We start from the raw sequence: 25,433 nt of genomic DNA, 5'->3' as shown, positions 1-25,433 counted from the left end.
TGGAATCTATGTTGCGTTGGTTGACTGCCGGAGAATCCCATGGCCCGGCACTGGTCGGAATTATTGAAGGCGTGCCCGCCGGTGTCGAACTCACCAGCGCCCACATCAGCGAGGCCCTGGCCCGCCGGCGGCTCGGTTACGGCCGCGGCGCCCGGATGAAGTTCGAGCAGGACGTCGTCACAATCCTCGGCGGCGTACGCCACGGCCTGACCCAGGGCGGCCCCGTCGCCGTCCAGGTGGGCAACACCGAATGGCCCAAGTGGGAACAGATCATGTCCTCGGACCCGGTCGACCCGGACATCCTGGCCGACCAGGCCCGGAACGCCCCGCTCACCCGGCCCCGGCCCGGACACGCCGATTTCACCGGCATGCAGAAATACGGCTTCGATGAGGCCCGCCCGGTGCTGGAGCGTGCCAGCGCCCGCGAAACCGCTGCCAGGGTAGCCCTCGGCACGGTCGCCGCCGCGTTCCTCAAGCAGCTGGGCATCGAGCTCGTCTCCCACACCGTCTCCATCGCCAGTGTCGCCGTGCCCGAAGGGCGGCCCCTGCCTGTGCCGGAGAACGTGCTTGCCCTCGACGCCGACCCGCTGCGCTGCTTCGACCGCGAGACGTCGGACGCCATGGTCGCCGAGGTCGACGTCGCGCACAAGGAAGGCGAGACTCTTGGCGGTGTCGTCGAGGTGCTCGCCTACGGCCTGCCACCGGGGCTTGGCAGCTACGTGCACTGGGACCGGCGCCTCGACTCGCGCCTGGCCGCGGCCCTCATGGGCATCCAGGCCATCAAGGGTGTTGAGGTCGGCGACGGCTTCCTCACCGCCGCCCGCCGCGGTTCGGCCGCCCACGACGAGATCGTCAAGGATGCTGACGGCAAGATCGTCCGCACGTCCAACCGCGCAGGCGGGATCGAGGGCGGCATGAGCATCGGTGACGTCCTGCGCGTCCGCGCGGCCATGAAGCCGATTGCCACCGTGCCGCGCGCGCTCAAGACGGTCGACGTCAGCACGGGGGAGGCCGCCAAAGCCCACCACCAGCGCTCCGACGTCTGTGCCGTCCCGGCCGCCGGCGTGGTTGCCGAGGCCATGGTGGCCCTGGTGCTCGCCGAGGCCGTCACCGAAAAATTCGGCGGTGACTCCGTGGAGGAGACCGCACGCAACATCAAGGGTTACCTGGACAACATCCCGGCGTCCCTGGACTCGATCGGCCGCTAGTGCCGGCCGGAAACACCGGCTGGACCCCCGCCGCAGCACGAGCCGTCGGCCCCGTGGTCCTGATCGGACCGATGGCCGTCGGCAAGTCGGCGATCGGCCACCAGCTCGCGCAGCACCTCGGGTCAGCGTTTGTGGACACCGACGCCGTCGTGGTCGAACAGCACGGAACCATCGCCGAGATCTTCGCCAGCCGCGGAGAGCACGCCTTCCGTGAGCTGGAAGCCCGTGCCGTGGCGCACGCCATTGAAGCGGCGCGGGGCAGCAACGCCGTCATTTCCCTGGGCGGCGGCGCCGTGCTGGACTCCGGGACGCAGCAGCTGCTGGGACGCTGTACTGTGGTGTACCTCGAATGCGACGCCGAGACCGTGGCAGAACGCATCGCCAAGAATTCCGGCCGGCCGCTCCTGGCCGGCGACGCGATGGGCCGGTGGCTGACCCTGTTCGCCACCCGGCAGCCGGTCTACGAACGGCTCGCCGACCTCGTCCTCGATGTCCGGAACGGCAGCGTTCCGGAGCTCGCGCACCGCCTGGAAGATGCGCTGGAAGAGTACGCCGCGGCGAAAACCGCCGCCGTGCCCGCTCCGGCGCCGATAAAGGAAGTTCAACAGTGAGTACCGAATCAACCGTCATCAAAGTGACCGGACAGACGCCCGCCGAAAACTACGACGTCGTAGTCGGCCGCGGCCTCCTGGCCAACCTGCCGGGCCTGCTGGGGGAGCGGGTCCGCCGCGTGCTGGTCATCCACCCCCGTGCGCTGCGGCTGACCGGTGACACCGTCCGGGAGGAACTGGCCGCGGCCGGCTTCACCGCCCTGACCGCCGAAATCCCGGACGCCGAGGAAGGCAAGCACATCGAGGTGGCGTCCTTCTGCTGGCAGGTCCTGGGACAAAACGACTTCACCCGCTCCGATGCCATCGTCGCGGTCGGCGGCGGCGCCGTGACGGACCTTGCCGGCTTCGTCGCCGCGACCTGGCTGCGCGGCGTCAAGGTCATCCACATGCCCACGAGCCTGCTCGGCATGGTGGACGCCTCCGTCGGCGGCAAGACCGGCATCAACACGGCCGAAGGCAAGAACCTTGTGGGCGCCTTCCACCCGCCCGCCGGTGTCCTCGCGGACCTGGACACGCTGGACACGCTGCCGAAGAACGAGATCATCTCGGGCATGGCCGAGGTCATCAAGTGCGGCTTCATTGCCGACCCCGCCATCCTGGACCTGATCGAAAAGGACCCGTCCGCGGTGACCGATCCTCAGTCGGAGATCCTGCGGGAACTGATCGAACGCGCCATCGGCGTCAAAGCCCGCGTGGTCTCCGAGGACCTCAAGGAAACCGGCCAGCGCGAGATCCTGAACTACGGCCACACCCTGGGCCACGCCATCGAACTAGCCGAGCGGTACTCCTGGCGTCACGGTGCCGCCGTCTCGGTGGGCATGATGTTTGCGGCGGAACTCGCCCGCAGCGTCGGCCGGCTCAGCGACACCGACGCCGACAGGCACCGCAGCATCCTGGAAAGCCTCGGCCTTCCCATCACCTACCGCCGGGACCGCTGGCAGGCCCTCCTGGACGGGATGCGCCGGGACAAGAAGTCGCGCGGCGACCTGCTGCGCTTCGTGGTGCTGGACGGCGTCGGCCGCCCCGGCATCCTTGACGTCCCGGACACGTCGCTGCTGTTCGCCGCCTACCAGGAGATTGCCTCCTGATGATCATGGTCAAGGGCGGCACAAGCGAATGGCCGGACGCCGGATTCCCCGGAGTCCGGATCAATCCCGAGAGCCTGATGCCCCAGATCGTCAATGACGAGGCCCTGGCCGAGGCGCTGGCGGCCTCCGACGATCCCGGGGACCTGGTCTTCGTCCGGATCGTCGAAGGTCGCGCGGCCGAAGCCGCCGAGCTCCTCGCCGAGGCACGCTACAAGGACCCGGACTCGCTCCGGCTGCGGATCTTCGAAGCGGATGTGCTCCGGGTCTCGAACCGGTTCGACCGCGCCGTGGAGGTCTTCCGCCAGCTCCTGGCCGAGACGCAGGGCACTCTCGAGGAAGCTGCCGTCCGCCAGCACCTCGGCCGGTCCTACTTCGCCGGCGGCAACGTGGGCGCCGCGGTGGAATCCTTCGCCAAAGCCCTCGACCTGCGCGTGGCCGGAGCCGCCGACGCCGCCCTGATCTACGCCTCCACGGTGGCGCTGCAGCGCGCCCGGGAAGTGCTCGAACAGCAGCCCTGAGCCGCCGTCGGCCAGCAGTCCGCCGGAACCGGTAGAATAGATCTTGGTTTTTTGACAAATACGCGCTGGCGGCCGCTTGGCATGCCGGCCCGGCATAGAACGTCCGGCCGGCAGGACCGGCCTGATACCCGAGACGAAACTAAGAGGAAACAGTGGCAACCACTAACGACATCAAGAACGGAACCGTCCTGAAGCTTGAGGGCCAGCTTTGGAACGTCATCGAGTTCCAGCACGTCAAGCCCGGCAAGGGCGGCGCGTTCGTTCGCACCAAGATGCGCAACGTGATGTCCGGCAAGGTCGTCGACAAGACCTTCAACGCCGGGCTCAAGATCGAGACCGCCACCGTTGACCGCCGCGACTACCAGTACCTGTACCAGGACGGCGCCGACTTCGTCTTCATGGACACCTCGGACTTCGACCAGCTCACGGTCCCGGCCGCCACTGTCGGCGACGCCACCAACTTCATGCTCGAGAACCAGATGGTCAACATCGCCATCCACGAAGGCAACCCGCTCTACATCGAACTTCCCCCCAGCGTCGTGCTCGAAATCACCTACACCGAGCCGGGCCTGCAGGGCGACCGCTCCTCGGCCGGCACCAAGCCCGCCACCCTCGAGACCGGCTACGAAATCCAGGTGCCCCTGTTCGTCGAGAACAACACCAAGGTCAAGGTCGACACCCGCGACGGTTCCTACCTCGGCCGGGTCAACGACTAGTGAGTGCCCGCGGTAAGGCCCGAAACCGGGCCCTCGATGTCCTCTTTGAAGCCGAGCAGCGCTCGGCCTCGGCGTTCGACGTACTGAAGTCCCGCCGCGAGCAGACCGACCAGATCGTCAATCCCTACACCCTGGAAATCATCGAAGGCGTCGTCTCCCACCAGGCGGCCATCGATGAGTTCCTGGAGACCTATTCGCAGGGCTGGACCTTGGAGCGCATGCCCTCGGTGGACCGCATCATCCTGCGCATCGGCACCTGGGAACTGCTCTACAACGACGACGTCCCTGACGGCGTCGCCGTCAGCGAAGCAGTGGCCTTGGCCAAGACGCTCTCCACGGATGAGTCGCCGTCGTTCATCAACGGGCTCCTCGGCCGGCTCCAGCAGCTCAAGCCGTCGCTGCTGGCCTAGCCGTGAAGCAACAGCCACAAGAACCCCGCCCGGGACATTCCGGGCGGGGTTCTTTGGTCTTCCCGCGGGCACCTAACCGATGACGGCGGCCCTGAGCGCGGCGATTTCGGCGAGCTGGTGCTGCTCGTCGCGCAGGCCGGCCGGCACGTCCCGGCCCGTGAGGATCCGCTGCCGGGTGAAGGCCAGCCGGGTGGCCGCGGCGAGCAACGCCTTCATTTGCGCGCCCCTGCCCACGGACTTGGCCCAGCGCAGCGCAGCACGGCGACCGCGGCCGGTGGCCAGCATGTCCACCTCCGCCGCGCTGAACCAGCCCGCGGCCGCGTATTCGGCGAGCCGCTGCCGGGTGAGCCTGCGTTCTGCCACCCGCAGGAGCATGATCACCAGTACGGCCACGAGGAAGATCGGCACCTGCACAAACACGTACTGGGCCAGGAAATCCCGGCCCATGCTGTTCCAGGCGCTGTGCAGCAGCATCGCGGGGACAAGGCCGGCGACGAAGGCCAGCGCCGCGGGCCCGTTGCTGCCGCGCCGCGCGGCGAATCCCATGATGATGCCGGTGGTGCCGGTGAAGATGGCGTGGGCGAACGGCGACATGACCCCGCGGAGGAAGAACACCATCGCCAGGTCCGTGCCGGGATCGCTGGATTCGGCGATCGCGCGGCCGAAGTAGAGGATGTTCTCCGTGAACGCGAAGCCGGCCGCGATCGTGAACGCGAACACCACACCGTCCACCGGCCCGTCGATCTCCTTGCGTGCGAACAGCAGGAGCAGCAGCAGCCCGAGGGACTTCGCGAATTCCTCCACGACCGGGGCCTGCACCGTCACGGCGAACGTGGTGTAGTCCAGCCCCGAGGCGGGCCCCGCCACCAAGGAGAAATAGGGCTGGATCAGCATCGTGACCGCGATGGAGACAACCGATCCCCAGGCAAAGGCGAACAGCAGGAGCTGTCTTGGCTCCGGCTCCCAGCGGTCAATGAAGCGCACCGTCAACAGGACGGTCCCCAGCGGAATCAGCGAGGCAACGAAGCCGACGATGAAGCCGGAGACGCCGGTTCTGGCGAGAAGGAACGGCAGCACCAGGAAAATGCTGGTGAACGCGAGGAGTCCGCCGGCCAGCACGAGCCCGAGCGCGCCGGCGGTGCTGCGGCGGGCCCGGACCGGCGCAGGACCGGGCGGGAACGCCGGCTGGAACCGGCCCGCGGGGTTGGCCGGCGCCTGCCGGTAGTCCTCCGGCCGGATCTGCCCCAGCCACGTCGGGTTGACGGGCCGGCCCGGCCCCGGCTGCGGTTCGTTCGTCGTCATGGCACCGAGCCTATGTGGATGTGAGGTTAAACGCAGTCCGACGGCGGAGGGCGCGAGTCCCGCTGTGGTAATTTGAAAGGGCAAACAATCCTTTTTTAATTCCGTCCCGTGAGGCGGGGAAAGGGGAGACGAGCTTTGACTTCCGTGCCATCTGCACCGGGTCCGGCGAAAGTTGTGCTCAACCGGGTTGTCCTCAACCAGGCTGACATCGACCGCGCGCTTACTCGTATCGCCCATGAAATTCTTGAGGCCAATAAGGGCTCCCAGGACCTGGTCCTGCTCGGCATCCCGCGCCGCGGCTACCCCCTCGCCGTGCGCCTCGCCGCCAAAATCGCCGCCGCCGATCCCAGTGTGGACGCCGCCGCGATCGTCGGCCAGCTCGACGTCACGATGTTCCGCGACGACCTCTCGCACCAGCCCACGCGCCCGCCGTATCCGACCCAGCTGCCGCGGACCGGGATCGACAACAAAGTGGTTGTGCTGATCGACGACGTCCTCTACTCCGGCCGCACCATCCGGGCCGCCCTGGACGCCCTCGTGGACCTCGGCCGGCCCAGGATTGTCCGGCTCGCCGTCCTGATCGACCGCGGCCACCGCGAACTGCCCATCCGCGCCGACCACGTCGGCAAGAACCTGCCCACCTCCTCGGCCGAGAAGGTCCGGGTCCGGCTGGAGGAAACTGATTCGGCAGCAGGCGGGGAAAACAGTGGCGCCCCCGTCAACGAAGTGGTTATCGAGGTCACCGCATGAGGCACCTGCTCTCCACCGAGGACCTCAGCCTCGCCAACGCCGTCCGCATCCTCGACACCGCCGAGGAAATGGCGGCAGTGGGGGAGCGCGAGGTCAAGAAGCTGCCTGCCCTGCGCGGGCGCACCGTGGTCAACCTCTTCTTCGAGGACTCCACCCGGACCCGCATTTCCTTCGAGGCCGCCGCCAAACGGCTCTCCGCGGACGTCATCAATTTCGCCGCGAAAGGCTCCTCCGTCTCCAAGGGCGAGTCGCTCAAGGACACCGCGCAGACGCTCGCGGCCATGGGGGCCGACGCCGTCGTCATCCGGCACTGGGCCTCCGGCGCCCCGCACCGGCTCGCCGCCACGGACTGGATCGACGCCGCCGTCATCAACGCCGGCGACGGCACCCACGAACACCCCACCCAGGCCCTGTTGGACGCCTTCACCATGCGCCGCCACTGGGCGCGGCTTGCCGGCGTGCCGTCGGCCGGCGCCGACCTCACCGGCATGCGGGTCGCGATCGCCGGGGACGTCCTGCACTCCCGGGTGGCGCGGTCCAACGTCTGGCTGCTGCGCACCCTGGGCGCCGAGGTGACGCTCGTGGCCCCGCCCACGCTGCTGCCGATCGGCGTCGAAAAGTGGCCCTGCGCCGTCAGCTTCGACCTCGACGAGACCCTCGCGCAGGGCGTGGACGCCATGATGATGCTCCGCGTCCAGGGCGAGCGCATGAACGCGTCCTTCTTCCCGACCACCCGCGAATACTCACGGCGCTGGGGCTTCGATGACAACCGGCTCCGCGCCCTGGACAGCCTGGGCCTCAAGGACACCATCATCATGCACCCGGGCCCCATGAACCGCGGCCTGGAAATCTCGTCCGCCGCCGCGGACTCACCCCGCTCCACCGTCCTGGCCCAGGTCCGCAACGGCGTCTCCATCCGCATGGCAGCCCTCTACCTGCTGCTCTCCGGAGACACCCGCGAACCGGCCGCGGCCACCGCGGCACTGGTTCCGGCCGGCGCGGCCCCTGCCGCCAATCCGAACGCAACTTCTTCCCACGAGGAGGGCCACTGATGGCCGACCAGCAACAGAACGCCAACGACAGCGGCGCCTACCTCATCCGCGGTGCCGCGATCCTGGGCGGCGCCGCCGAGGACCTGCTGATCCGCGACGGTGTCATCGCCGCCCGCGGCCGGGACCTCGACGCGGGCGACGCGACAGTCATCGACGCCGCCGGGCTCGTGGCCCTGCCCGGCATGGTGGACATCCACACCCACCTGCGCGAACCCGGCCGCGAGGACGCGGAAACAGTCGAGACCGGCACCCGCGCCGCCGCCCTGGGCGGCTACACGGCCGTGCACGCAATGGCCAACAGCACCCCGGTGGCGGACACCGCCGGCGTCGTCGAACAGGTCCTGACCCTCGGCCGCACCGCCGGCTGGGTGGACGTCCGCCCGGTCGGCGCCGTCACCGTCGGCCTGGCCGGGGAGCAGCTCGCCGAACTCGGCGCCATGGCCGACTCCCGCGCCCGGGTCCGCGTGTTTTCCGACGACGGCATCTGCGTCCACGACCCGGTGCTGATGCGCCGCGCCCTCGAATACGTCAAGGCGTTCGACGGCGTCGTCGCCCAGCATGCGCAGGAACCGCGCCTTACCGCCGGCGCCCAGATGAACGAAGGCGAGGTTTCCGCGGTCCTCGGCCTCACCGGCTGGCCGGCCGTCGCCGAGGAGAGCATCATCGCCCGCGACGTCCTCCTGGCCCAGCATGTCGGCTCCCGGCTGCACGTCTGCCACGTCTCCACCGCCGGGTCCGTGGAGATCATCCGCTGGGCCAAGTCCCGCGGCGTCAACGTCACGGCCGAGGTCACCCCGCACCACCTCTGGCTCACGGACGAACTCGCCCGCAGCTACGACCCCGTCTACAAGGTCAACCCGCCGCTGCGCACCGACGCCGACGTCCAGGCCCTCCGTGCCGCCCTCGCCGACGGGACGATCGACGTCGTTGGCACCGACCACGCCCCGCACCCGAGCGAACACAAGGAATGCGAATGGGCGCAGGCCGCCATGGGCATGACAGGGCTCGAAACGGCGCTCTCGGTGGTCCAGCACACCATGATCGAAACCGGGCTCATGGACTGGGCGGACTTCGCCCGCGTCACCTCCACGGCCCCCGCCGCGATCGGCCGGCTGCAGGACCAGGGCCGGCCGCTGGAACCCGGCGAACCGGCCAACGTCACACTCGTGGACCCGGCTGCGCGCTGGACCGTGGACCCTTCTAAGATGGCAACCATGGGCCGTAACTCTCCGTTTGCCGGCCGGGAGCTTCCCGGCAAGGTGGTGGCGACGTTCTTCAAGGGCCATCCCACCGTCCTGGACGGCAGGCTCAACAGCCCGTACCGGTGGCCGGCCGCCGACGCCGACGCCGACGCCGCACCGGCGGGCCGCCCCTGATGGACAGGCTGCTCCCCGGGCTCCTCATGCTGGGCCTCGCCGCGGCGGTCATCGCGCTGCTCGGTCTCGGCTGGCGCAACCGCCTCCGCCGCCAGTCCGACATCGAACCGCTCCCCGAAGTCCCCGCGGACCTGGGCGCCGCGCTGGCGTCCGCTGACGGCCAGTACGTGGCCACCACCACCGCCGGCGACTGGCTGGACCGGATCGCCGTCCACAACTTGGGCATCCGCACCAGCGCCGAACTCAGCGTGCACCCGGAAGGCGTCCTGTTCGAGCGCTCCGGCGCCGGCCCGGTGTTCATCCCGGCCGGCCGCCTCACCGGCGTTCGGCAGGAGAGCGGCATGGCCGGGAAGTTCGTGGAAAAGGACGGCCTGCTGGTGCTCAGCTGGATGCTCGGCTCCCGCGAGCTGGACTCCGGCTTCAGGACGCGGCGTGCCGATGACAAGACAACCCTTCAGACGGCTTTGCAGGAATTGATCTCCGCAGCCCCCCAGGCAGATGCCGATAGTGGAAAGTAACGACGTGACGGAATCCCAGCCAGCGACGAACGCAGAAGTGAAGAAGACAGACGTGACAGAAACGACGGAAACGACAGAAAACACAGTGACGCCCGCGGTCCTCGTCCTCGAAGACGGCCGGATCTTCCGCGGCACCAGCTACGGCGCCACCGGCACGGCCCTCGGCGAGGCAGTCTTCGCCACCGGCATGACCGGCTACCAGGAGACCATCACGGACCCCTCCTACGCCCGCCAGCTCGTGGTGCAGACGGCGCCGCACATCGGCAACACTGGCGTGAACACCGACGACGCCGAGTCCCGGCGCATCTGGGTGGCCGGCTACATCGTCCGCGACGCCGCCCGCCGCCCGTCCAACTGGCGTTCCGAACGGTCCCTCGATGACGAACTCGCCGACCAGGGGATCGTCGGCATCCAGGGCGTGGACACCCGCGCCATCACCCGCCACCTGCGCGAACACAAGACCATGCGCGCCGGCATCTTCTCCGGCGACGCCGCCCAGGCCCCGGACAAGGAACTGATCGACGCCGTCCTGGCCAGCGCCCGCATGGAAGGCTCCCGGCTCGCCGAGGAAGTCAGCGTGGACACCGCCTACACGGTGGAACCCAAGGACTTCGGCTGGGACGGCGAACCGCGCTTCAACATCGCCGCCATCGACTTAGGCATCAAGCGCATGACCCCTATCCGTTTCGCCGAACGCGGCGTCCGGGTGCACGTGCTGCCCGCCACCGCCACCCTCGCCGACATCCAGGCCGTCAACCCGGACGGCGTCTTCATGTCCAACGGCCCGGGCGACCCCGCCACCGCCGACAGCCAGGTGAAGCTGCTCCGCTCGGTCCTGGACGAGAAGATCCCGTACTTCGGCATCTGCTTCGGCAACCAGATCCTGGGCCGCGCGCTCGGCTTCGGTACCTACAAACTGCGCTACGGCCACCGCGGCATCAACCAGCCGGTCATGGACCGCCGCACCGGCAAGGTTGAAATCACCTCGCAGAACCACGGGTTCGCCGTCGACGCCCCGCTCAACGGCGCCACCCAGGCACCCGAAGAGCGTTATGGCCGGGTCGAGGTCAGCCACGTGAGCCTCAACGACGACGTCGTCGAAGGCCTCGCCTGCCTCGACATCCCCGCGTTCTCGGTGCAGTACCACCCCGAGGCGGCCGCCGGCCCGCACGACGCCGCGTACCTCTTTGACCGCTTCATCGACCTGATGGCGGACGTTTCCGCCAAGGCTGAGCCCGACACCAAGACCGCCACCGATTCCAAGACTGAGGACAAGAAGTAATGCCCAAGAGAACTGACCTCAAGAGCGTCATGGTGATCGGGTCCGGCCCGATCGTGATCGGCCAGGCGGCCGAATTCGACTACTCCGGCACGCAGGCACTGCGCGTCCTCAAGGAGGAAGGCCTGCGGGTCATCCTCGTCAACTCGAACCCGGCCACCATCATGACGGACCCGGAGTTCGCCGACGCCACGTACGTGGAGCCGATCACTCCCGAAGTGGTCGAGAAGATCATCGCCAAGGAGCGCCCCGACGCGCTCCTGCCGACCCTCGGCGGCCAGACGGCCCTCAACACGGCCATCGCGCTGGACAAGAACGGTGTGCTGGAGAAGTACAACGTGGAACTGATCGGCGCCAACATCGCCGCGATCGAGCTCGGTGAGGACCGCGAGAAGTTCAAGGGCGTCGTGGAGCGCTGCGGTGCCGAGTCGGCCCGCAGCCACATCATCCACACCATGGACGAGGCACTCGCCGCGGCCGAGGACCTCGGCTACCCGATGGTCGTCCGCCCCTCCTTCACCATGGGCGGACTCGGCTCCGGGCTGGCGTACGACGAGGAGGACCTGCGCCGGATCGTCGGCCAGGGCCTGCAGTACAGCCCCACCTCCGAGGTGCTGCTCGAAGAGAGCATCCTCGGCTGGAAGGAGTACGAGCTCGAGATGATGCGGGACAAGAACGACAACGTCGTGGTGGTCTGCTCGATCGAGAACTTCGACCCCGTCGGCGTCCATACCGGCGACTCCATCACCGTGGCCCCGGCCCTGACCCTGACCGACCGCGAGTACCAGCGGCTGCGCGACATCTCCATCGCGGTCATCCGCGAAGTCGGCGTCGACACCGGCGGCTGCAACATCCAGTTCGCCGTTCAGCCCGACACCGGCCGCGTCGTCGTCATCGAAATGAACCCGCGCGTCTCCCGGTCCTCGGCCCTTGCGTCCAAGGCCACCGGCTTCGCGATCGCCAAGATCGCCACCAAGCTGTCCCTCGGCTACACCCTGGACGAGATTCCCAACGACATCACGCAGAAGACCCCGGCGTCCTTCGAACCGACCCTGGACTACGTCGTCGTCAAGGTCCCGCGCTTCGCCTTCGAGAAGTTCCCGGCCGCCGACCCCACCCTGACCACCACCATGAAGTCGGTGGGCGAGGCCATGGCCATGGGCCGGAACTTCACCGAGGCCCTGCAGAAGGCCCTGCGCTCCCTGGAGCAGAAGGGCTCCCAGCTGGACTTCAGCCACGTCCCGGAATGGGAAGTCGCGGACCTGATCGAAAAGGCCAAGGGGCCCTCCACGGAACGCCTGCACCAGGTCCAGCGCGCCCTGCTCGGCGGCGCCACCGTGGAACAGCTCTTCGAAGCCACCAAGATCGACCCCTGGTACCTCGACCAGCTCCAGCTGCTCAACGAGATCTCCCGCGAAATCCGCACCTCCGGCGCCCTGACCCTCGACATGCTGCAGCGCGCCAAGCGCCACGGCTTCTCCGACGGGCAGATCGGCGCCCTGACGCACAACTCGGAGGACGTGGTTCGCGGCGTCCGGCAGGCCCTGGGCATCCGCCCCGTCTACAAGACGGTGGACACCTGCGCCGCCGAATTCGCCGCCTACACCCCGTACCACTACTCCTCCTACGACCTGGAGGACGAGGTGGCGCTGCACGCCAAGCCGTCCGTGATCATCCTCGGCTCCGGGCCGAACCGGATCGGCCAGGGCATCGAGTTCGACTACTCCTGCGTCCACGCCTCCATGGCGCTGCGCAAGGCCGGCTACGAAACCGTGATGGTCAACTGCAACCCGGAGACCGTCTCCACCGACTACGACGTCTCCACCCGCCTGTACTTCGAACCGCTCACCCTGGAGGACGTCCTTGAGGTCATCGCGGCCGAGGAGCGCACCGGCGGCGTCCTGGGCGTCTTCGTCCAGCTTGGCGGCCAGACCCCGCTCAAGCTCGCCCAGCAGCTGGCCGACGCCGGCGTGCCGATCCTGGGCACCTCCCCGGAGGCGATCGACCTCGCCGAGCACCGCGGCGCCTTCTCCCGCGTCCTGGACGAGGCCGGGCTGGTCTCGCCGAAGAACGGCACCGCCGTGTCCTTCGAGGACGCCAAGAAGATCGCCGACGAAATCGGCTACCCCGTGCTGGTGCGTCCGTCCTACGTCCTGGGCGGCCGCGGCATGGAGATCGTCTACGACGAGGCCAACCTCTCCCGGTACATCGCCAACGCCACCGAAATCACCCCGGAGCACCCGGTCCTGATCGACCGGTTCCTGGAAGACGCCGTCGAAATCGACGTCGACGCCCTCTACGACGGCACCGAGATGTACCTCGGTGGCATCATGGAACACATCGAGGAAGCCGGCATCCACTCCGGCGACTCCGCCTGCGTCCTGCCGCCCATCACCCTCGGGAACAACGTCCTGGACCGGGTCCGCACCGCCACCCTGGCCATCGCCGAAGGCGTCGGCGTCCGCGGCCTGATCAACATCCAGTTCGCCCTGGCCTCCGACGTCCTCTACGTCCTGGAAGCCAACCCGCGCGCCTCCCGGACCGTGCCGTTCGTGTCCAAGGCCACCGGCGTCCAGATGGCGAAGGCCGCTGCCCTGATCGGCACCGGCGTCACCATCAACCAGCTCCGCAGCGCCTACAAGATGCTGCCGGAAACCGGCGACGGCTCCACCCTGCCGCTGGAAGCCCCGGTCTCGGTCAAGGAAGCCGTGCTGCCCTTCAGCCGCTTCCGCACCCTGGAGGGCAAGGTGGTCGACTCGCTGCTCGGACCGGAAATGCGCTCCACCGGCGAGGTCATGGGCATCGACAAGCACTTCGACACCGCCTTCGCGAAGAGCCAGTCGGCCGCCAACAACGCCCTGCCCACGGAGGGCAAGATTTTCGTCTCCGTGGCGAACCGGGACAAGCGCTCGGTGATCATGGGCGTCAAGCGGCTCTCCGACCTCGGCTTCGAGATCGTCTCCACCGGCGGCACCGCGGACGTCCTGCGCCGCAACGGCATCCAGGCCACCCCGGTCCGGAAGGTCGCCGAGGGGTCCAGCGCCGAGGGGGAGGGCACCATTGCCGACCTCATCGTCGCCGGCGAGATCGACATGGTCTTCAACACGCCCTCCGGCGGCGAAGCCCGCAGCGACGGGTACGAACTGCGTGCGGCGGCCACGTCCATCGGCATTCCGTGCATCACCACGGTGGCCGAGTTCAACGCCGCCGTCCAGGCCATCGAGGCACTGCGCACCTACGAGTGGTCGGTCACCAGCCTGCAGGAGCACGCCGCGTACCTGAAGGCCCTGCAGAATGCCTGAGGCACGCCCCGCAGAACCGGCCGGCCGGGAGTCCTTCGGCTCCCGGCTGGGCCGGGCCATGGCGGAGCGCGGCCCGCTGTGCGTCGGCATCGACCCGCATCCGGCCCTCCTGCAAAGCTGGGGCCTGACGGACGACGCCGCCGGGCTGGAACGCTTCTCGCTGACCGTCCTGGAGGCCGTGGGTTCCCTCGCTGCCGCGGTCAAGCCGCAGGTGGCACTGTACGAGCGGCACGGCTCCGCCGGGATCGCCGTGCTCGAACGCACCCTGGCCGCCGCGGCCGAGGCCTCGGTGCTGACCATCGCGGACGCCAAACGCGGCGACATCGGCTCCACGATGGCCGCCTACGCCGACGCCTGGCTGCGGGACGGGTCCGCCCTGGCCGCGGACTCGGTCACCCTCAGCCCGTACCTGGGCTTCGAGTCGCTCAGGCCGGCACTGGACCTCGCGGCCGGGACCGGGCGTGGCGTGTTCGTCCTCGCGCTGACCTCGAACCCGGAAGGCGCGTCCGTGCAGCACGTCGGCGGCGCGGACTCTGTGGCGCGCCGGATCACGGCGGCGGCCGCGGCGGAAAACGGCCGCTATGACGGTGCCCTCGGATCCGTCGGCCTCGTGGTCGGCGCCACCGTGGGGTCCGCCCTCACCGAACTGGACCTCGACCTCGCGGCGGTCCGCGGACCGATCCTGGCCCCGGGCCTCGGCGCCCAGGGTGCGACGGCCAAAGACCTGCGCCGCACCTTCGGGGCGGCGTACCCCCAGGTCCTGGGCACCTCCAGCCGGGACATCCTGGGCGCCGGACCGTCGCCGTCGGCCCTGCGGGGCGCCGCCCGGCGCACCCTCGAGGAGCTCCTCGCGGACTGACGCGGCGAGGAACCGTCCAAGAGCGTCCAAAAGCGTCCCGGGACCGGTGCGCCGGTCCCGGGACGCGCGCAGATTTCCATTGATTTCTGCCGCCGCCAGACGGTAGGTTCAGGACAGGACCACGGTCGGGGCAAGGGTGCCCGCCGGCCATCGCGCCGGTTTCGCGGTCCGGCCATGCAGGGAGGACTTCAGTGAGCTTGAAACCCCTCACGCCGCAGGAGCGTTCCGACGCCCTTCGCAAGGCCGCTGCCGCAAGGGCCACCAGGGCGCAGGCCAAGGAGCGGCTCAAGACCGGGCAGCTGACCATCGCCGGCGTCATCAGTTCCGCCGAAACCGACGACGCCATCGCCCGCATGAGGATCGTGGAACTGCTCGAAGCCCTGCCTGGAATCGGCCGGGTCCGGGCAGCGGCCATCATGGACCAGCTCGGCATCGCCCAGTCCCGGCGCGTCCGCGGGCTGGGAATCCACCAGCGCCGGGCGCTGGTAGATTTTATTGACGACAAATAGCCCGGCTGGCACCACCTCGCCCCGCCCGGCTGCCCCACGACCGCCCAAAGGAATATGTGAGCAAGAAAACGGGACTGACAGTCCTCGCCGGCCCGACGGCTGTCGGCAAAGGCACCGTGTCCACCTACATCCGGGACAACTACCCCGGCGTCTGGCTCTCCGTATCGGCCACCACCCGCCCGCCGCGGCCGGGGGAGCAGGACGGTGTCCACTACTTCTTCAAGTCCGCCGAGGAATTCGACTCGCTCATTGAGAACGGCGAACTGCTCGAATGGGCCGTGGTCCACGGCCGCAACCGCTACGGCACGCTGCGCAGCACCGTTGACGCCGCCATTGCCGAGGGCCGCTCCGTGTTGCTGGAGATCGACCTGCAGGGCGCTCGGCAGGTCAAGCAGGCCGTCCCGGACGCCCAGTTTGTGTTCCTGGCGCCCCCGAGCTGGGACGAAATGGTCCGCCGGCTGGTCGGCCGCGGCACGGAAACGGCCGAGGAACAACAGCGGAGGCTGGAAACCGCTAGACTAGAACTTGCCGCTGAACCGGAGTTCGACCACACCGTCATCAACGATGACGTTCGTCGGGCAGCGGACGAGCTTGTTTCACTCATGGGGCTGACCCCGAACCCGTAGCTCAGGCGCCGGGACGTACCGGCCCGTTAGAATTTGGAGAATTCGTGTCCACGAACCTTGAAGGCATCATCAACCCGCCGATCGACGAGCTGCTGAAGGCCGCCGACTCGAAGTACGGACTGGTGATTTTCGGTGCCAAGCGCGCACGCCAGATCAACGCGTACTACGCCCAGCTGCACGAGGGCCTCTTCGAGTACGTCGGACCGCTGGTCGACACGAAGCTGAACGAGAAGTCCCTCTCGATCGCGCTGCGTGAGATCAACGAAGGCAAGCTCGTTTCCACGCCGATCGAAACCGCAGAGTAATTTCCCCTGCGGGAAGAGCAAAGTAAACAGACTGCCTGCTGACGGAGATCACGTGCGCATAGTCCTCGGAGTCGGGGGAGGGATTGCCGCCTACAAGGTGGCATCGCTCCTCCGGCTTTTTACTGAAGCCGGCCATGACGTCACCGTCATCCCCACCGAGGCGGCCACCCGCTTCGTCGGCGTCGCCACCTGGGAGGCCCTCTCCGGGCACCCCGTCAGCAACAGCGTCTTCGATGCCGTCCACACGGTCAACCACGTCCGCCTCGGCCACGAGGCCGACCTGATCGTCGTGGCCCCGGCCACCGCGGACCTCCTGGCCCGTGCGGCCACCGGCCAGGCCGATGACCTGCTCACCAACACGCTGCTGATGGCCGGCGACTGCCCGGTCATCATGGCCCCGGCCATGCACACCGAAATGTGGCAGCACCCGGCCACCCAGGCCAACGTCGAGACGCTGCGCAGCCGTGGCATCACTGTGCTGGAACCGGCCAGCGGCCGGCTGACGGGAAGCGACTCCGGCCTTGGGCGCCTGCCCGAACCGGAGGCGATCTTCGCCGCCGCCATGACCCTCGCCGCGGCGCTTCCGGCCGCTGCCGGCACCGCGCCGGCCACTCCCGGCGCGGGCGGCCCCGTTGCCCCGGCGGCCCGGCCCCTGGCCGGGCTCACCGTCACCATCAGCGCCGGCGGCACCCGCGAACCCCTGGACCCCGTCCGGTTCCTCGGCAACCGCTCCTCAGGCAAGCAGGGCGTCGCCCTCGCTGCCGCCGCGCGCGACGCCGGCGCCCGGGTCCGGCTGCTCGCCGCCCACATGGAGGTCCCCGCGCCTGCCGGCGTCGAACTTGTCCGGGTTGAAACGGCGCTGGAGCTGCGCAAGGCGGCGCTGCACGCGGCCGCCGACTCCGACGTCGTCATCATGGCCGCGGCCGTGGCCGACTTCCGCCCGGCGGACGTCTCCGGGACCAAGATCAAGAAGCGCGACGACGTCGCGGATCCCGTCATCAACCTGGTCCGCAACCCCGATATCCTGCGCGAACTGGTCGAAGTCCGCGACGCCGCGGCCCGCAACCAGCTGATTGTCGGTTTCGCGGCCGAAACCGGCGACGCCGGCGGGGACGTCCTCGAGTACGCCCTGGCCAAGCTGCGCCGGAAAGGCTGTGACCTGCTGGTGGTCAACCAGGTGGGCCGGGACTTGGTCTTCGGTGAGGACACCAACACCGTGGCCATCCTTTCGCGTGCCGGCTCCGAACCCCAAGAGGCGTCGGGTTCCAAGTCCGACGTCGCGGCCGCTGTGATAGACCGGATCAGCGCCGAGTTGAGCCGGGTTGTCCCGCCGGCTTGAGCCCGGCGTAAGCAAAGTCTCCTTAGCATGGGGACACACGCCGTCGGCCGTTCGATTCCCAACCAGTAAGGTAGTTGAGTGACTTTACCGCTGCACATCCCTGACTTCCATGGGTCCACGCCCGCCGCGCTCCGGCTCTTCACCTCCGAGTCGGTGACTGAAGGCCACCCCGACAAGATCTGTGACCAGATCAGCGATGCGATCCTCGACGCCCTGCTGGACAAGGACCCCGAGTCCCGGGTGGCCGTGGAGACGCTGGCCACCACCGGGCTGGTGCACGTGGCCGGCGAGGTCACCACTGACGCCTATGTCGAGATCCCGCAGATCGTCCGCGAGACCATCCTGGGCATCGGCTACGACTCCTCGGCCAACGGCTTCGACGGCGCCCGCTGCGGCGTCTCGGTCTCGATCGGCCAGCAGTCCAACGACATCGCCGGCGGCGTGTTCAACTCCCTCGAGGCCCGCGAAGGGCGCCAGGAGGACGACTACGACCTCCAGGGCGCCGGCGACCAGGGCCTGATGTTCGGCTACGCCAGCGATGAGACCCCGTCCTACATGCCCGTCCCGATCTGGCTCGCGCACCGGCTCTCCGAACGCCTCACCGAGGTCCGCAAGAACGGCGAGCTCGCCTACCTGCGCCCGGACGGCAAGACCCAGGTCACTGTGGGCTACGACGGCGACCGCCCGGTCTCGGTCGAAACCGTGGTCATCTCCAGCCAGCACGCCGAGGGCGCCAGCCTCGACCAGCTCCGCGCGGACCTCGCCGAGCATGTGGTGATGCCGGTCATGGCGATGTCCAACCTGGACACCTCGCGGACCCGCAACATCCTGAACCCCGCCGGCGCCTTCGTCATCGGCGGCCCGGTGGGCGATGCCGGCCTGACCGGCCGCAAGATCATCGTGGACACCTACGGCGGCATGGCCCGGCACGGCGGCGGCGCGTTCTCCGGCAAGGACCCGTCGAAGGTGGACCGTTCGGCCGCCTACGCCATGCGCTGGGTCGCCAAGAACGTCGTGGCCGCCGGCCTGGCCAAGCGCGCCGAAATCCAGATCGCCTACGCGATCGGACAGGCCCGGCCGGTGGGCACGTACGTTGAGACCTTCGGCACCGAAACGGTGGACCCGGCGCAGATCAGCGCGGCGATCGCCGAGATCTTCGACCTGCGCCCGCGGGCCATCATCGACGCCCTCGACCTCAAGCGCCCGATCTACGCCAAAACTGCCGCCCACGGCCACTTCGGCCGCGAAGAACCGGACTTCACCTGGGAACGCCTGGACCGGGTGGACGAACTGAAGGCCTTCTTCAACGCCTAAGGCCGGCCACTCCCGCGGCACGCTGGTGGATGCCGGAGAGGCCGCCGTCAGGGTCGCACTCCCGTGAGTGTCAGTGCCTTGTGATCAGCTGTAGCCAGGCCGCCAACCGGTGGTCTGGCTACAGCTGGTTTGGGCTGGTGGTTCGAACGTGTCCGAGGTAAGCCGTTGTCGAGTCAATACGGAGGGGAGGTGCGGGCCGTGAGTTACGATCCTGCCGGCGGCACGCCCGGGGAACCCCAGCAACTGTCCCTACTACAGGGCTTCCCGGCCTCCACTGCAGCCAAATCAGCGCACGCGTCCGGCCCTGCCCTGGCGGCCGAACTGCCGGTGGCGCGGGTGCTGATCGAATCCTCCCTGCCGCACCTGGACCGGCCGTTTGACTACAGCGTGCCCGCCGCCCTCGACGCCGAGGCCCGGCCCGGCGTCCGGGTCAAGGTCAAGTTCAACGGCCAGGAACTTGCGGGTTACCTCCTGGACAGGGTGGCGGAGTCCGACGCCGGCCACCCCCTCGTGCCGCTGCACCAGGTGGTTTCCGCTGTCCCCGTCCTGACTCCGGCCGTGGCGGAACTGGCCGGCCGGGTGGCCGCGCGCTACGCCGGCACCGTCAGCGATGTCCTGCGCGTCGCCGTGCCGCCGAGGATGGCCCGGCTCGAGAAGGAGTTGGCCCCGGGCGGGCGCCTGGACCCCGGACTCTTGGGCCAGGATCCGTCAGGCTCCGGGCTGCCTGATTCCGGGTTGCCAGGTCCCGGGGCCGATGCCCCGCAGGCCGCCGCAACCGGCGGAGCAAGCGGCTGGGCCGCTTACCGCAACGGTCCGGCCTTCCTGGCCCACCTCGGCGCGGGGGAGTCTCCCCGGGCGGTGTTGACGGCCCTGCAGGGCTACGGCCCCGGCGGCTGGCCGCGGCTCATCGCCGAAGCCGTCGCCGCGGTGCGGCTCTCCGGCCGCGGGGCCGTCGTGGTGGTGCCCGACTACCGGGACCTCGACCGGGTCGAAGCCGCCTTGGCGGAGGTTCTGCCTGCCGGCGATGTTGCCCGGCTCACCGCTGACGACGGCCAGACGCCGCGCTACCGCAATTTCCTGCGCGTCCTCAGCGGCGCCGCCGGTGTGGCGGTGGGCACCCGGTCCGCAGCCTACGCACCGGTCCGCGACCTCGGGCTCGTGGTCTGCTGGGACGACGGCGACGACCTCCACATCGAACAACGCTCCCCGTACGCACACACCCGCGAAGTCCTGCTGCTCCGGACGGCCCAGGAAGGCTCGGCCTGCCTGCTCGCCGCCCATTCACGCAGCACCGAAACGCAGCGGCTCGTCGAGTCCGGCTGGGCCCGAGCTGTGGAGGCGGAGCGCCCCGTGCTCCGGCGGACCGTCGCGCGCGTGCTGAACACGGCGGACAGCTATGAACTGGAGCGCGACCCCCTGGCCCGGATCGCACGGCTCCCGGGCGCGGCCTGGCGCGCCGCCAAGGACGGACTGCTCCGGGGTCCCGTCCTGGTTCAGGTGGCCCGGGCCGGTTACGCCCCCTCGCTCGTCTGCGACACCTGCCGGGAACCTGCGCGCTGCAACGCCTGCAGCGGACCCCTGGCGATTGCCGGACCCGGTGGCAGCGCCGCCATACCGCAATGCCGCTGGTGCTCGTCTCCGGCCCCGGCCTGGCGCTGCGGCACCTGTAACGGCACACGGCTCCGGCGCGGCGCCGCCGGCGCCCTCCGCACTGCCGAAGAGCTGGGCCGGGCCTTCCCGGGCACGCCGGTCGTCACCTCCTCCGGGGACCAGGTCAAGGCCACCGTTCCGGACACCAGCGCCCTGGTGGTGGCCACAGTCGGCGCCGAACCCGTGGCCGGCGGCGGGTACGCGGCGGCTCTGCTCCTCGACGGCGACTCGCTGCTGCGCCGGGAAAACCTCCGTGCGGGAGAGGACGCCGTCCGGCGCTGGTTCAATGCCGCGGCCCTGGTCCGGCCGGCACCGGAGGGCGGCCTCGTGGTCATCACCGCGGACGACGCCTCCGGCGTCGGCGCCCTGCTCCGCTGGGACCCGGCCGGGTACGCTAACCGGGAGCTGGCGCTGCGGCAGGAACTGCAGCTGCCGCCGGCCGTGCGGGTCGCGTCCGTGACCGGCGGCCGGACCGCGGTCGTCCATTTCACTGACGCCGTGCAACAGCGGTTGGCGGCGCAGGGCGCTGTCCTCCGCACGGCCGGACCGGCGCCCCTGGTGCTGCCGGCCGGCGGCCCCGGGGCGCGGCCGGCGCCGCGGGATTCCGGCGACGAGGTCCGGACGCTGATCTTCATTCCCTATGCCCGGGCCGCGGACACCACAGCAGTGCTGCGGGCGGTCAAGGCCGCCGCAGCCGCGAGGCGCAACGACGATCCGGTGCAGCTGCGCCTCGACGGTGTGGACGTTCTTTAGCTCCTGCGCCCCTTCCGCAGCGCGATTGCCTCTTCGGCGGCCGCCACGAGCCGGCGCGCGGAGTCGTCCCAGCTGAAGTCGGCGGCCCGCTCCACGGAACGGCGGGACCGGGCCTTCCAGAAGTCCGGGTCCTCGAGCTTGCGCACGGCCGCGGCAAATTCGGCCGGCGAATCCGGATGGACGTAACTGACGGCGTCGTCGCCGACTTCCCGGAAGATCGGGATGTCACTGGCGATCACGGGCGTGCCGTGCGACATTGCCTCGACCAGGGGCAGGCCGTAGCCCTCGGCCCGGGACAGGCTGATCAGCGCCGTGGTGCGGGCCAGGAGCGCCTCATATTCGGCGTCGGTCACCCCGTTGTGGAACACGATGTTCGCCCCTGCCGGAGCGAGGATCTCGAGTTCGGCCCGCCGCTCCGGCGTGATGCGGCTCAGCAGGTGCAGGGTCATGTCCGGCAGCTCCGCCATGCCGCGGATCATGGTTTCCACGTTCTTGTAGGGCATGAAGGAGCCCATGTAGAGCAGCGTCTTGTCGGCGCCCGCCCCGGGGTCCCTCGGCGTGTGGCCGTGTTGCGGGGCGTTGCCCACAATCCTGACCGGGCGGCGGGTGAGCCGGTACTTGGACATCAGGGCCGCGGTGGTGGAGCTGATGGTGGCCACGACATCGGCCCGGTTCAGCAGGAGCCGCTGCGGCCAGAACGCCTTGTGGTACAGCCGCCACAGCACCCGGACCGGGGCGGGCAGGAACCCGGGAGGGGCGGGGTGTTCGTAGTAGATGAGGTCGTGCAGGGTCAGCACCAGGGCGTACTTGCGGCCCCAGCTGCCCATGGTCTGCATGGGGCACACCACCACGTCGGCGCCCAGTTTGTTGACCCTGGCGGCCACAAAGAGTTCGGCGGGGGAGAGCGGGCTGTTGATCAGGGTGTACGGGACGTCCGGCAGGAGTGCGAGCTGGCGCGGGTCGCTGACCAGCATGGACACGTCGGCGATCTTGGCGGCCGCCGCGATCAGGCTGGCGCCATAGCGGCTGATGCCGTCGTGGTGGTCCAGCCGGGTGAATCGGGCATCAATGAGAATTTTCACGCGGCGTGTTCCTTCAGGAAGCGTCGGATGTAGCGGGCGGCGGGTTCGGGGGTTTCGTAGTGGATCAGGTGCCCGACGCCGGGAATGACGTCCAGGGTCCCGTCCGGAAGGAGCGCAGCGAGTTTGTGCTGGTCCGCCAGCATCGCGATCTCGTCCTCTTCTCCGGCGATGAGCAGCACGGGCAGCGTCAGCCCGGCGGCCACTTCGGAGACGTTGCTGCCCACCGAGGCCTTGAAGGCCTGCAACAGGCTGTCGCGGTCCGCGAACGCGGAGAAGTAGGCGCTGTGCTGGGCGTGCACGAACCGCCGGATTTCTTTGTCGCCGGTCTTGGCCATGGCCACGCTCATTACCCGCACGATCGCCTGGCTGCGCAGCAGAGCCAGGCCCAGGCGTTCGGGGAGACGCGCCGCGGCCTCGTAGTAGAAGACCGCAAGCCTTGTCATGACGCCCTTGGGCCCCTCGAGGGTGGGCGCCGCGATCGGGTTGACCAGGACCAGTGCGGCCACGGCACCGGGGTTGGCTGCCACGAAGTGGCTGGCGATGATCGAACCGAAGGAGTGTCCCAGCAGGACCGTCTCGGCGCCCAGGCCCAGGGCGGCCATGAAGCCGCGCAGGAATCCGCCATAGGCCTCGACGCTGTGTTCGGTGTCTTCAAAGGCGGCCGAGCTGCCGAACCCCGGCAGGTCCGGCATGATCAGGCGCATGTCAGGCAGCTGGTCGGCTACCCGGAGCAGGCCGTGGTGGTCGCCGCGGAACCCGTGAACCACCAGGATGGTGCGGGTCTCCGGGGTGCTCCGGACGGGTTCGTAGACCCAGTAGGCGACCGCGGCGCCGTTAACTTCGGCGGTCGCGGCCCGGGTGCGGGCGGCGAGTGCGCCGCTGAACAGGGGCGTGCGTGAGGACCCGGTGTCCACTTGTTCCATGGGGGCGAGTCCTATTTCACGTTGTCGGGGTGGGAGCCGGTGCGGAAACCGCGCTCGAGGCCGGCAATTTCCGTCATGTCCAGCGGGGAGAGTTCGAAGTCGAAGACCTCGTGGTTTTCGCGTATCCGCCCGGAGGAACTGGCCTTGGGAATGGCAATGTTGCCCAGCTGCAGGTGCCAGCGCAGGATCACCTGCGCGGGTGTGCGGTCGTGCTCGGCGGCGAGGGCGAGGATGACCGGATCCTTCAGGACCTGGCCGCGGCCCAACGGGCTCCAGGCCTCGGTCCGGATGCCCAGAAGCTCGTGCTTGTCCCGGAGCTCGTCCTGCTGCAGCCAGGGGTGCAGCTCAATCTGGTTGACCGCCGGCACCACTTCAGCCGTGTCCAGGAGCCGGTCCAGGTGCTGCGGCTGGAAGTTGGAGACGCCGATCGCGCGGACTTTGCCCTCGCGGTACAGGGTCTCCATAGCCCGGTACGTTTCCGGGAACAGGCCGCGGCGCGCGCACGGCCAATGGATCAGGTAGAGGTCGATGTACTCCAGGCCGAGGTTGGAGATGGAGGTGTCGAACGCCCGCATCGTGGCGTCGTAGCCGTGGTCGTCGTTCCAGACCTTGGTGGTGACGAAGAGGTCCTCGCGGGAAACGTAGGGTGCCGTTTCGCCGGGGCCGCCGCCGGTGCCCTCGAAGCCGGACAGGGCGCCGATGCCCCGGCCGACGCCGGTCTCGTTGCCATACATGGCGGCGGTATCGAAGTGCCGGTAGCCGGCCTCGATCGCCATGGTGACCAGGTTGGCGGCGTCCGCCGGCGGGACCTTATATAACCCGAAGCCCAGCCGGTCGATCAGCACGCCGTTGTTCAGGGTCAGCCGGGGAGAGATTCTCATGACACTGACTTTACCCACTGGCGCCCCTGAGTGGCGGACCGAGGCAGGCGGCGGCCGCCACAGGTCGCGCTTCCCCGCCGCGCTGCGCCGCCGCCGCTCAGGCCAGCCCGTCGAAGCGGACCAGCCGGCGGGCGCTGGCCTCGTCGAGGATCAGGTCGGTGGCCAGGCCCGCCGCGAGCGCGCCGCGCAGACCGTTGATCTTGGATGCGCCGGACACCACGCAGATGCGGCGCCGCACCTGCCGGAGCTGGGCGAGGTCCGGGCCGGTGGAGCGCTCGTTGAGCGTGATGCCGTCCGAGGACCCGTCGGCGCGGAAGAACACCGTGGCGACGTCGCCCACCACATCGGAGGTGGCGAGGACGTTCAGGTCGTCCTCGTCGAGGTAGCCGCCGGCATAGACATGGCTCGGGTAATCGGCGTCGACAGAGCCCACACCAAAGATCGCGATGCTCATCCGGGACTGCAGGTCCAGGATGCGCTGAACACTGCGCTCATTCCACATGGCGGTCTTCGTCGCCGCGTGGTCGAAAAACGCCGGTACCGGGAACTGTTCCACCCGCGCTCCGTAGGCGCTGCCGAACCGGCGCATGATGTCGGAGGCGTACGTGATGCCTGTGGTCTGCATGTTGCCGGCACCGTTGAGCTGCACGATCACGCTGTCATGGGTGATCTTGCGGGTCAGGTGCCGGCTCACCGCGCTCAGGGTGGCGCCCCAGGCGACGCCGATGATCGCATTGGAGTCCACCAGCGGCCCGATCGTCCGGGCGGCCTGCATGGCCACGCGGTCCAGTGTTTCCGCCTCGTTGAGGGTGTCCACCACGGGAACAACGTGCACGTCCACCTTGTACTCGGCGCGGATCATGCTTTCCAGCTCCGGTCCGGTGTCCAGCGGGCTGCGGATCTGGATCTGCACCAGGCCCGAATCGCGGGCCGCCGACAGCAGTCGGGACACGGTGGACCGGGACGTCCGGAGCTCGCGTGCGATCGCGTCCATGGTCAGGTCCTGGAGGTAATACAACTGGGCCGCGCGGAGGGCATCGGACTGGCGTGAGGGCGTCATTT

At 69.1% G+C, this 25,433-nt stretch carries 24 protein-coding genes; 19 read left to right on the top strand and 5 right to left on the bottom strand.

Annotated features, from left to right (window positions below; translation table 11 throughout):
• The first annotated feature begins 8 nt into the window (after nucleotides 1–8).
• From aroC to nusB, 6 genes are all read left to right on the top strand, one after another.
• The gene (gene aroC / locus CFN17_RS04925; protein ID WP_208750244.1) at nucleotides 9–1,208 is read left to right on the top strand and encodes a chorismate synthase; all 1,200 of its coding nucleotides are present in this window, start codon (nucleotides 9–11) and stop codon (nucleotides 1,206–1,208) included.
• Nucleotides 1,208–1,819 carry a shikimate kinase gene (locus CFN17_RS04920; RefSeq protein WP_208750243.1) on the top strand — a complete coding sequence of 204 codons (612 nt, stop codon included), beginning with the start codon at nucleotides 1,208–1,210 and terminating at the stop codon, nucleotides 1,817–1,819. The genes aroC and CFN17_RS04920 overlap by 1 nt, the downstream gene beginning before the upstream one ends.
• Complete coding sequence (aroB, locus tag CFN17_RS04915; protein WP_208750242.1) at nucleotides 1,816–2,907, top strand: 3-dehydroquinate synthase; 1,092 nt, start codon at nucleotides 1,816–1,818, stop codon at nucleotides 2,905–2,907. The genes CFN17_RS04920 and aroB overlap by 4 nt, the downstream gene beginning before the upstream one ends.
• Nucleotides 2,907–3,425, top strand: coding sequence for a lipopolysaccharide assembly protein LapB (locus CFN17_RS04910; protein WP_208750241.1), 519 nt, complete (start codon nucleotides 2,907–2,909; stop codon nucleotides 3,423–3,425). The genes aroB and CFN17_RS04910 overlap by 1 nt, the downstream gene beginning before the upstream one ends.
• 152 nt (nucleotides 3,426–3,577) lie before the next feature.
• Nucleotides 3,578–4,141 carry an elongation factor P gene (gene efp, locus CFN17_RS04905; protein ID WP_208750240.1) on the top strand — a complete coding sequence of 188 codons (564 nt, stop codon included), beginning with the start codon at nucleotides 3,578–3,580 and terminating at the stop codon, nucleotides 4,139–4,141.
• The gene (gene nusB, locus CFN17_RS04900; protein WP_208750239.1) at nucleotides 4,141–4,551 is read left to right on the top strand and encodes a transcription antitermination factor NusB; all 411 of its coding nucleotides are present in this window, start codon (nucleotides 4,141–4,143) and stop codon (nucleotides 4,549–4,551) included. Before efp ends, nusB begins: the two co-directional genes overlap by 1 nt.
• Before the next feature lie 72 nt (nucleotides 4,552–4,623).
• Here nusB and CFN17_RS04895 read toward each other — a convergent pair whose 3' ends face one another.
• Nucleotides 4,624–5,853, bottom strand: coding sequence for a PrsW family intramembrane metalloprotease (locus CFN17_RS04895; RefSeq protein ID WP_208750238.1), 1,230 nt, complete (start codon nucleotides 5,851–5,853; stop codon nucleotides 4,624–4,626).
• Nucleotides 5,854–5,988: 135 nt separating this feature from the next.
• Here CFN17_RS04895 and pyrR point away from each other — a divergent pair, with 135 nt between their 5' ends.
• The 13 genes from pyrR (at nucleotide 5,989) to CFN17_RS04830 (ending at nucleotide 21,485) form a co-directional block, all read left to right on the top strand.
• Nucleotides 5,989–6,603 carry a bifunctional pyr operon transcriptional regulator/uracil phosphoribosyltransferase PyrR gene (pyrR, locus tag CFN17_RS04890; RefSeq protein WP_208750237.1) on the top strand — a complete coding sequence of 205 codons (615 nt, stop codon included), beginning with the start codon at nucleotides 5,989–5,991 and terminating at the stop codon, nucleotides 6,601–6,603.
• Nucleotides 6,600–7,655: an aspartate carbamoyltransferase catalytic subunit gene (locus CFN17_RS04885; RefSeq protein WP_208750236.1), complete on the top strand. Its 1,056-nt coding sequence runs from the start codon at nucleotides 6,600–6,602 to the stop codon at nucleotides 7,653–7,655. Before pyrR ends, CFN17_RS04885 begins: the two co-directional genes overlap by 4 nt.
• Nucleotides 7,655–9,031: a dihydroorotase gene (locus CFN17_RS04880; protein ID WP_208750235.1), complete on the top strand. Its 1,377-nt coding sequence runs from the start codon at nucleotides 7,655–7,657 to the stop codon at nucleotides 9,029–9,031. The genes CFN17_RS04885 and CFN17_RS04880 overlap by 1 nt, the downstream gene beginning before the upstream one ends.
• Nucleotides 9,031–9,549, top strand: coding sequence for a hypothetical protein (locus CFN17_RS04875; protein WP_208750234.1), 519 nt, complete (start codon nucleotides 9,031–9,033; stop codon nucleotides 9,547–9,549). Before CFN17_RS04880 ends, CFN17_RS04875 begins: the two co-directional genes overlap by 1 nt.
• The gene (gene carA, locus CFN17_RS04870) at nucleotides 9,530–10,831 is read left to right on the top strand and encodes a glutamine-hydrolyzing carbamoyl-phosphate synthase small subunit (RefSeq protein ID WP_208750233.1); all 1,302 of its coding nucleotides are present in this window, start codon (nucleotides 9,530–9,532) and stop codon (nucleotides 10,829–10,831) included. The genes CFN17_RS04875 and carA overlap by 20 nt, the downstream gene beginning before the upstream one ends.
• Entirely contained in the window at nucleotides 10,831–14,130 is a 3,300-nt protein-coding gene (gene carB, locus CFN17_RS04865) for a carbamoyl-phosphate synthase large subunit (protein WP_208750232.1), read from the top strand. The genes carA and carB overlap by 1 nt, the downstream gene beginning before the upstream one ends.
• On the top strand, nucleotides 14,123–14,989 hold the full coding sequence (pyrF, locus tag CFN17_RS04860) for an orotidine-5'-phosphate decarboxylase (protein WP_208750231.1): 867 nt from the start codon (nucleotides 14,123–14,125) through the stop codon (nucleotides 14,987–14,989). Before carB ends, pyrF begins: the two co-directional genes overlap by 8 nt.
• 191 nt (nucleotides 14,990–15,180) lie before the next feature.
• The gene (mihF, locus tag CFN17_RS04855; RefSeq protein ID WP_208750230.1) at nucleotides 15,181–15,498 is read left to right on the top strand and encodes an integration host factor, actinobacterial type; all 318 of its coding nucleotides are present in this window, start codon (nucleotides 15,181–15,183) and stop codon (nucleotides 15,496–15,498) included.
• A 56-nt stretch (nucleotides 15,499–15,554) separates the two neighbouring features.
• Nucleotides 15,555–16,124, top strand: a complete 570-nt coding sequence (gene gmk, locus CFN17_RS04850; protein WP_208750229.1) for a guanylate kinase — start codon at nucleotides 15,555–15,557, stop codon at nucleotides 16,122–16,124.
• Nucleotides 16,125–16,168: 44 nt separating this feature from the next.
• On the top strand, nucleotides 16,169–16,429 hold the full coding sequence (gene rpoZ / locus CFN17_RS04845; protein WP_018773134.1) for a DNA-directed RNA polymerase subunit omega: 261 nt from the start codon (nucleotides 16,169–16,171) through the stop codon (nucleotides 16,427–16,429).
• A 52-nt stretch (nucleotides 16,430–16,481) separates the two neighbouring features.
• Nucleotides 16,482–17,768 carry a phosphopantothenate--cysteine ligase family flavoprotein gene (locus CFN17_RS04840; RefSeq protein WP_208750228.1) on the top strand — a complete coding sequence of 429 codons (1,287 nt, stop codon included), beginning with the start codon at nucleotides 16,482–16,484 and terminating at the stop codon, nucleotides 17,766–17,768.
• A gap of 78 nt (nucleotides 17,769–17,846) precedes the next feature.
• Complete coding sequence (metK, locus tag CFN17_RS04835) at nucleotides 17,847–19,082, top strand: methionine adenosyltransferase (protein ID WP_208750227.1); 1,236 nt, start codon at nucleotides 17,847–17,849, stop codon at nucleotides 19,080–19,082.
• Between the two features lie 198 nt (nucleotides 19,083–19,280).
• Entirely contained in the window at nucleotides 19,281–21,485 is a 2,205-nt protein-coding gene (locus CFN17_RS04830) for a primosomal protein N' (protein WP_208750226.1), read from the top strand.
• Here CFN17_RS04830 and CFN17_RS04825 read toward each other — a convergent pair.
• From CFN17_RS04825 to CFN17_RS04810, 4 genes are all read right to left on the bottom strand, one after another.
• Nucleotides 21,482–22,567, bottom strand: coding sequence for a glycosyltransferase family 1 protein (locus CFN17_RS04825; RefSeq protein WP_208750225.1), 1,086 nt, complete (start codon nucleotides 22,565–22,567; stop codon nucleotides 21,482–21,484). The genes CFN17_RS04830 and CFN17_RS04825 overlap by 4 nt on opposite strands.
• A complete protein-coding gene (locus CFN17_RS04820) occupies nucleotides 22,564–23,490 on the bottom strand; it encodes an alpha/beta fold hydrolase (protein WP_208750224.1) in 927 nt (308 codons plus the stop codon). Before CFN17_RS04820 ends, CFN17_RS04825 begins: the two co-directional genes overlap by 4 nt.
• Nucleotides 23,491–23,501: 11 nt before the next feature.
• Complete coding sequence (locus CFN17_RS04815; RefSeq protein ID WP_208750223.1) at nucleotides 23,502–24,371, bottom strand: aldo/keto reductase; 870 nt, start codon at nucleotides 24,369–24,371, stop codon at nucleotides 23,502–23,504.
• Nucleotides 24,372–24,468: 97 nt separating this feature from the next.
• Complete coding sequence (locus CFN17_RS04810) at nucleotides 24,469–25,431, bottom strand: sugar-binding transcriptional regulator (RefSeq protein WP_208750222.1); 963 nt, start codon at nucleotides 25,429–25,431, stop codon at nucleotides 24,469–24,471.
• Nucleotides 25,432–25,433 lie beyond the last annotated feature (2 nt).

It is taken from the genome of Arthrobacter sp. PM3 (genome assembly GCF_003352915.1).
Lineage (GTDB): Bacteria > Actinomycetota > Actinomycetes > Actinomycetales > Micrococcaceae > Arthrobacter.
The sequence above is the reverse complement of the archived record's forward strand: the minus strand, read 5'-3'. Positions and strand labels throughout refer to the sequence as shown.

Bases quoted from the DNA above. Each gene is read 5' to 3' on its own strand.
- CFN17_RS04875 (WP_208750234.1), top strand. From the start codon at position 9,031: ATGGACAGGCTGCTCCCCGGGCTCCTCATGCTGGGCCTCGCCGCGGCG.
- CFN17_RS04910 (WP_208750241.1), top strand. From the start codon at position 2,907: ATGATCATGGTCAAGGGCGGCACAAGCGAATGGCCGGACGCCGGATTC.
- CFN17_RS04815 (WP_208750223.1), bottom strand. From the start codon at position 24,371: ATGAGAATCTCTCCCCGGCTGACCCTGAACAACGGCGTGCTGATCGAC.
- aroC (WP_208750244.1), top strand. From the start codon at position 9: ATGTTGCGTTGGTTGACTGCCGGAGAATCCCATGGCCCGGCACTGGTC.
- CFN17_RS04880 (WP_208750235.1), top strand. From the start codon at position 7,655: ATGGCCGACCAGCAACAGAACGCCAACGACAGCGGCGCCTACCTCATC.
- CFN17_RS04895 (WP_208750238.1), bottom strand. From the start codon at position 5,853: ATGACGACGAACGAACCGCAGCCGGGGCCGGGCCGGCCCGTCAACCCG.
- pyrF (WP_208750231.1), top strand. From the start codon at position 14,123: ATGCCTGAGGCACGCCCCGCAGAACCGGCCGGCCGGGAGTCCTTCGGC.
- carB (WP_208750232.1), top strand. From the start codon at position 10,831: ATGCCCAAGAGAACTGACCTCAAGAGCGTCATGGTGATCGGGTCCGGC.
- carA (WP_208750233.1), top strand. From the start codon at position 9,530: ATGCCGATAGTGGAAAGTAACGACGTGACGGAATCCCAGCCAGCGACG.
- CFN17_RS04885 (WP_208750236.1), top strand. From the start codon at position 6,600: ATGAGGCACCTGCTCTCCACCGAGGACCTCAGCCTCGCCAACGCCGTC.
- CFN17_RS04810 (WP_208750222.1), bottom strand. From the start codon at position 25,431: ATGACGCCCTCACGCCAGTCCGATGCCCTCCGCGCGGCCCAGTTGTAT.
- CFN17_RS04820 (WP_208750224.1), bottom strand. From the start codon at position 23,490: ATGGAACAAGTGGACACCGGGTCCTCACGCACGCCCCTGTTCAGCGGC.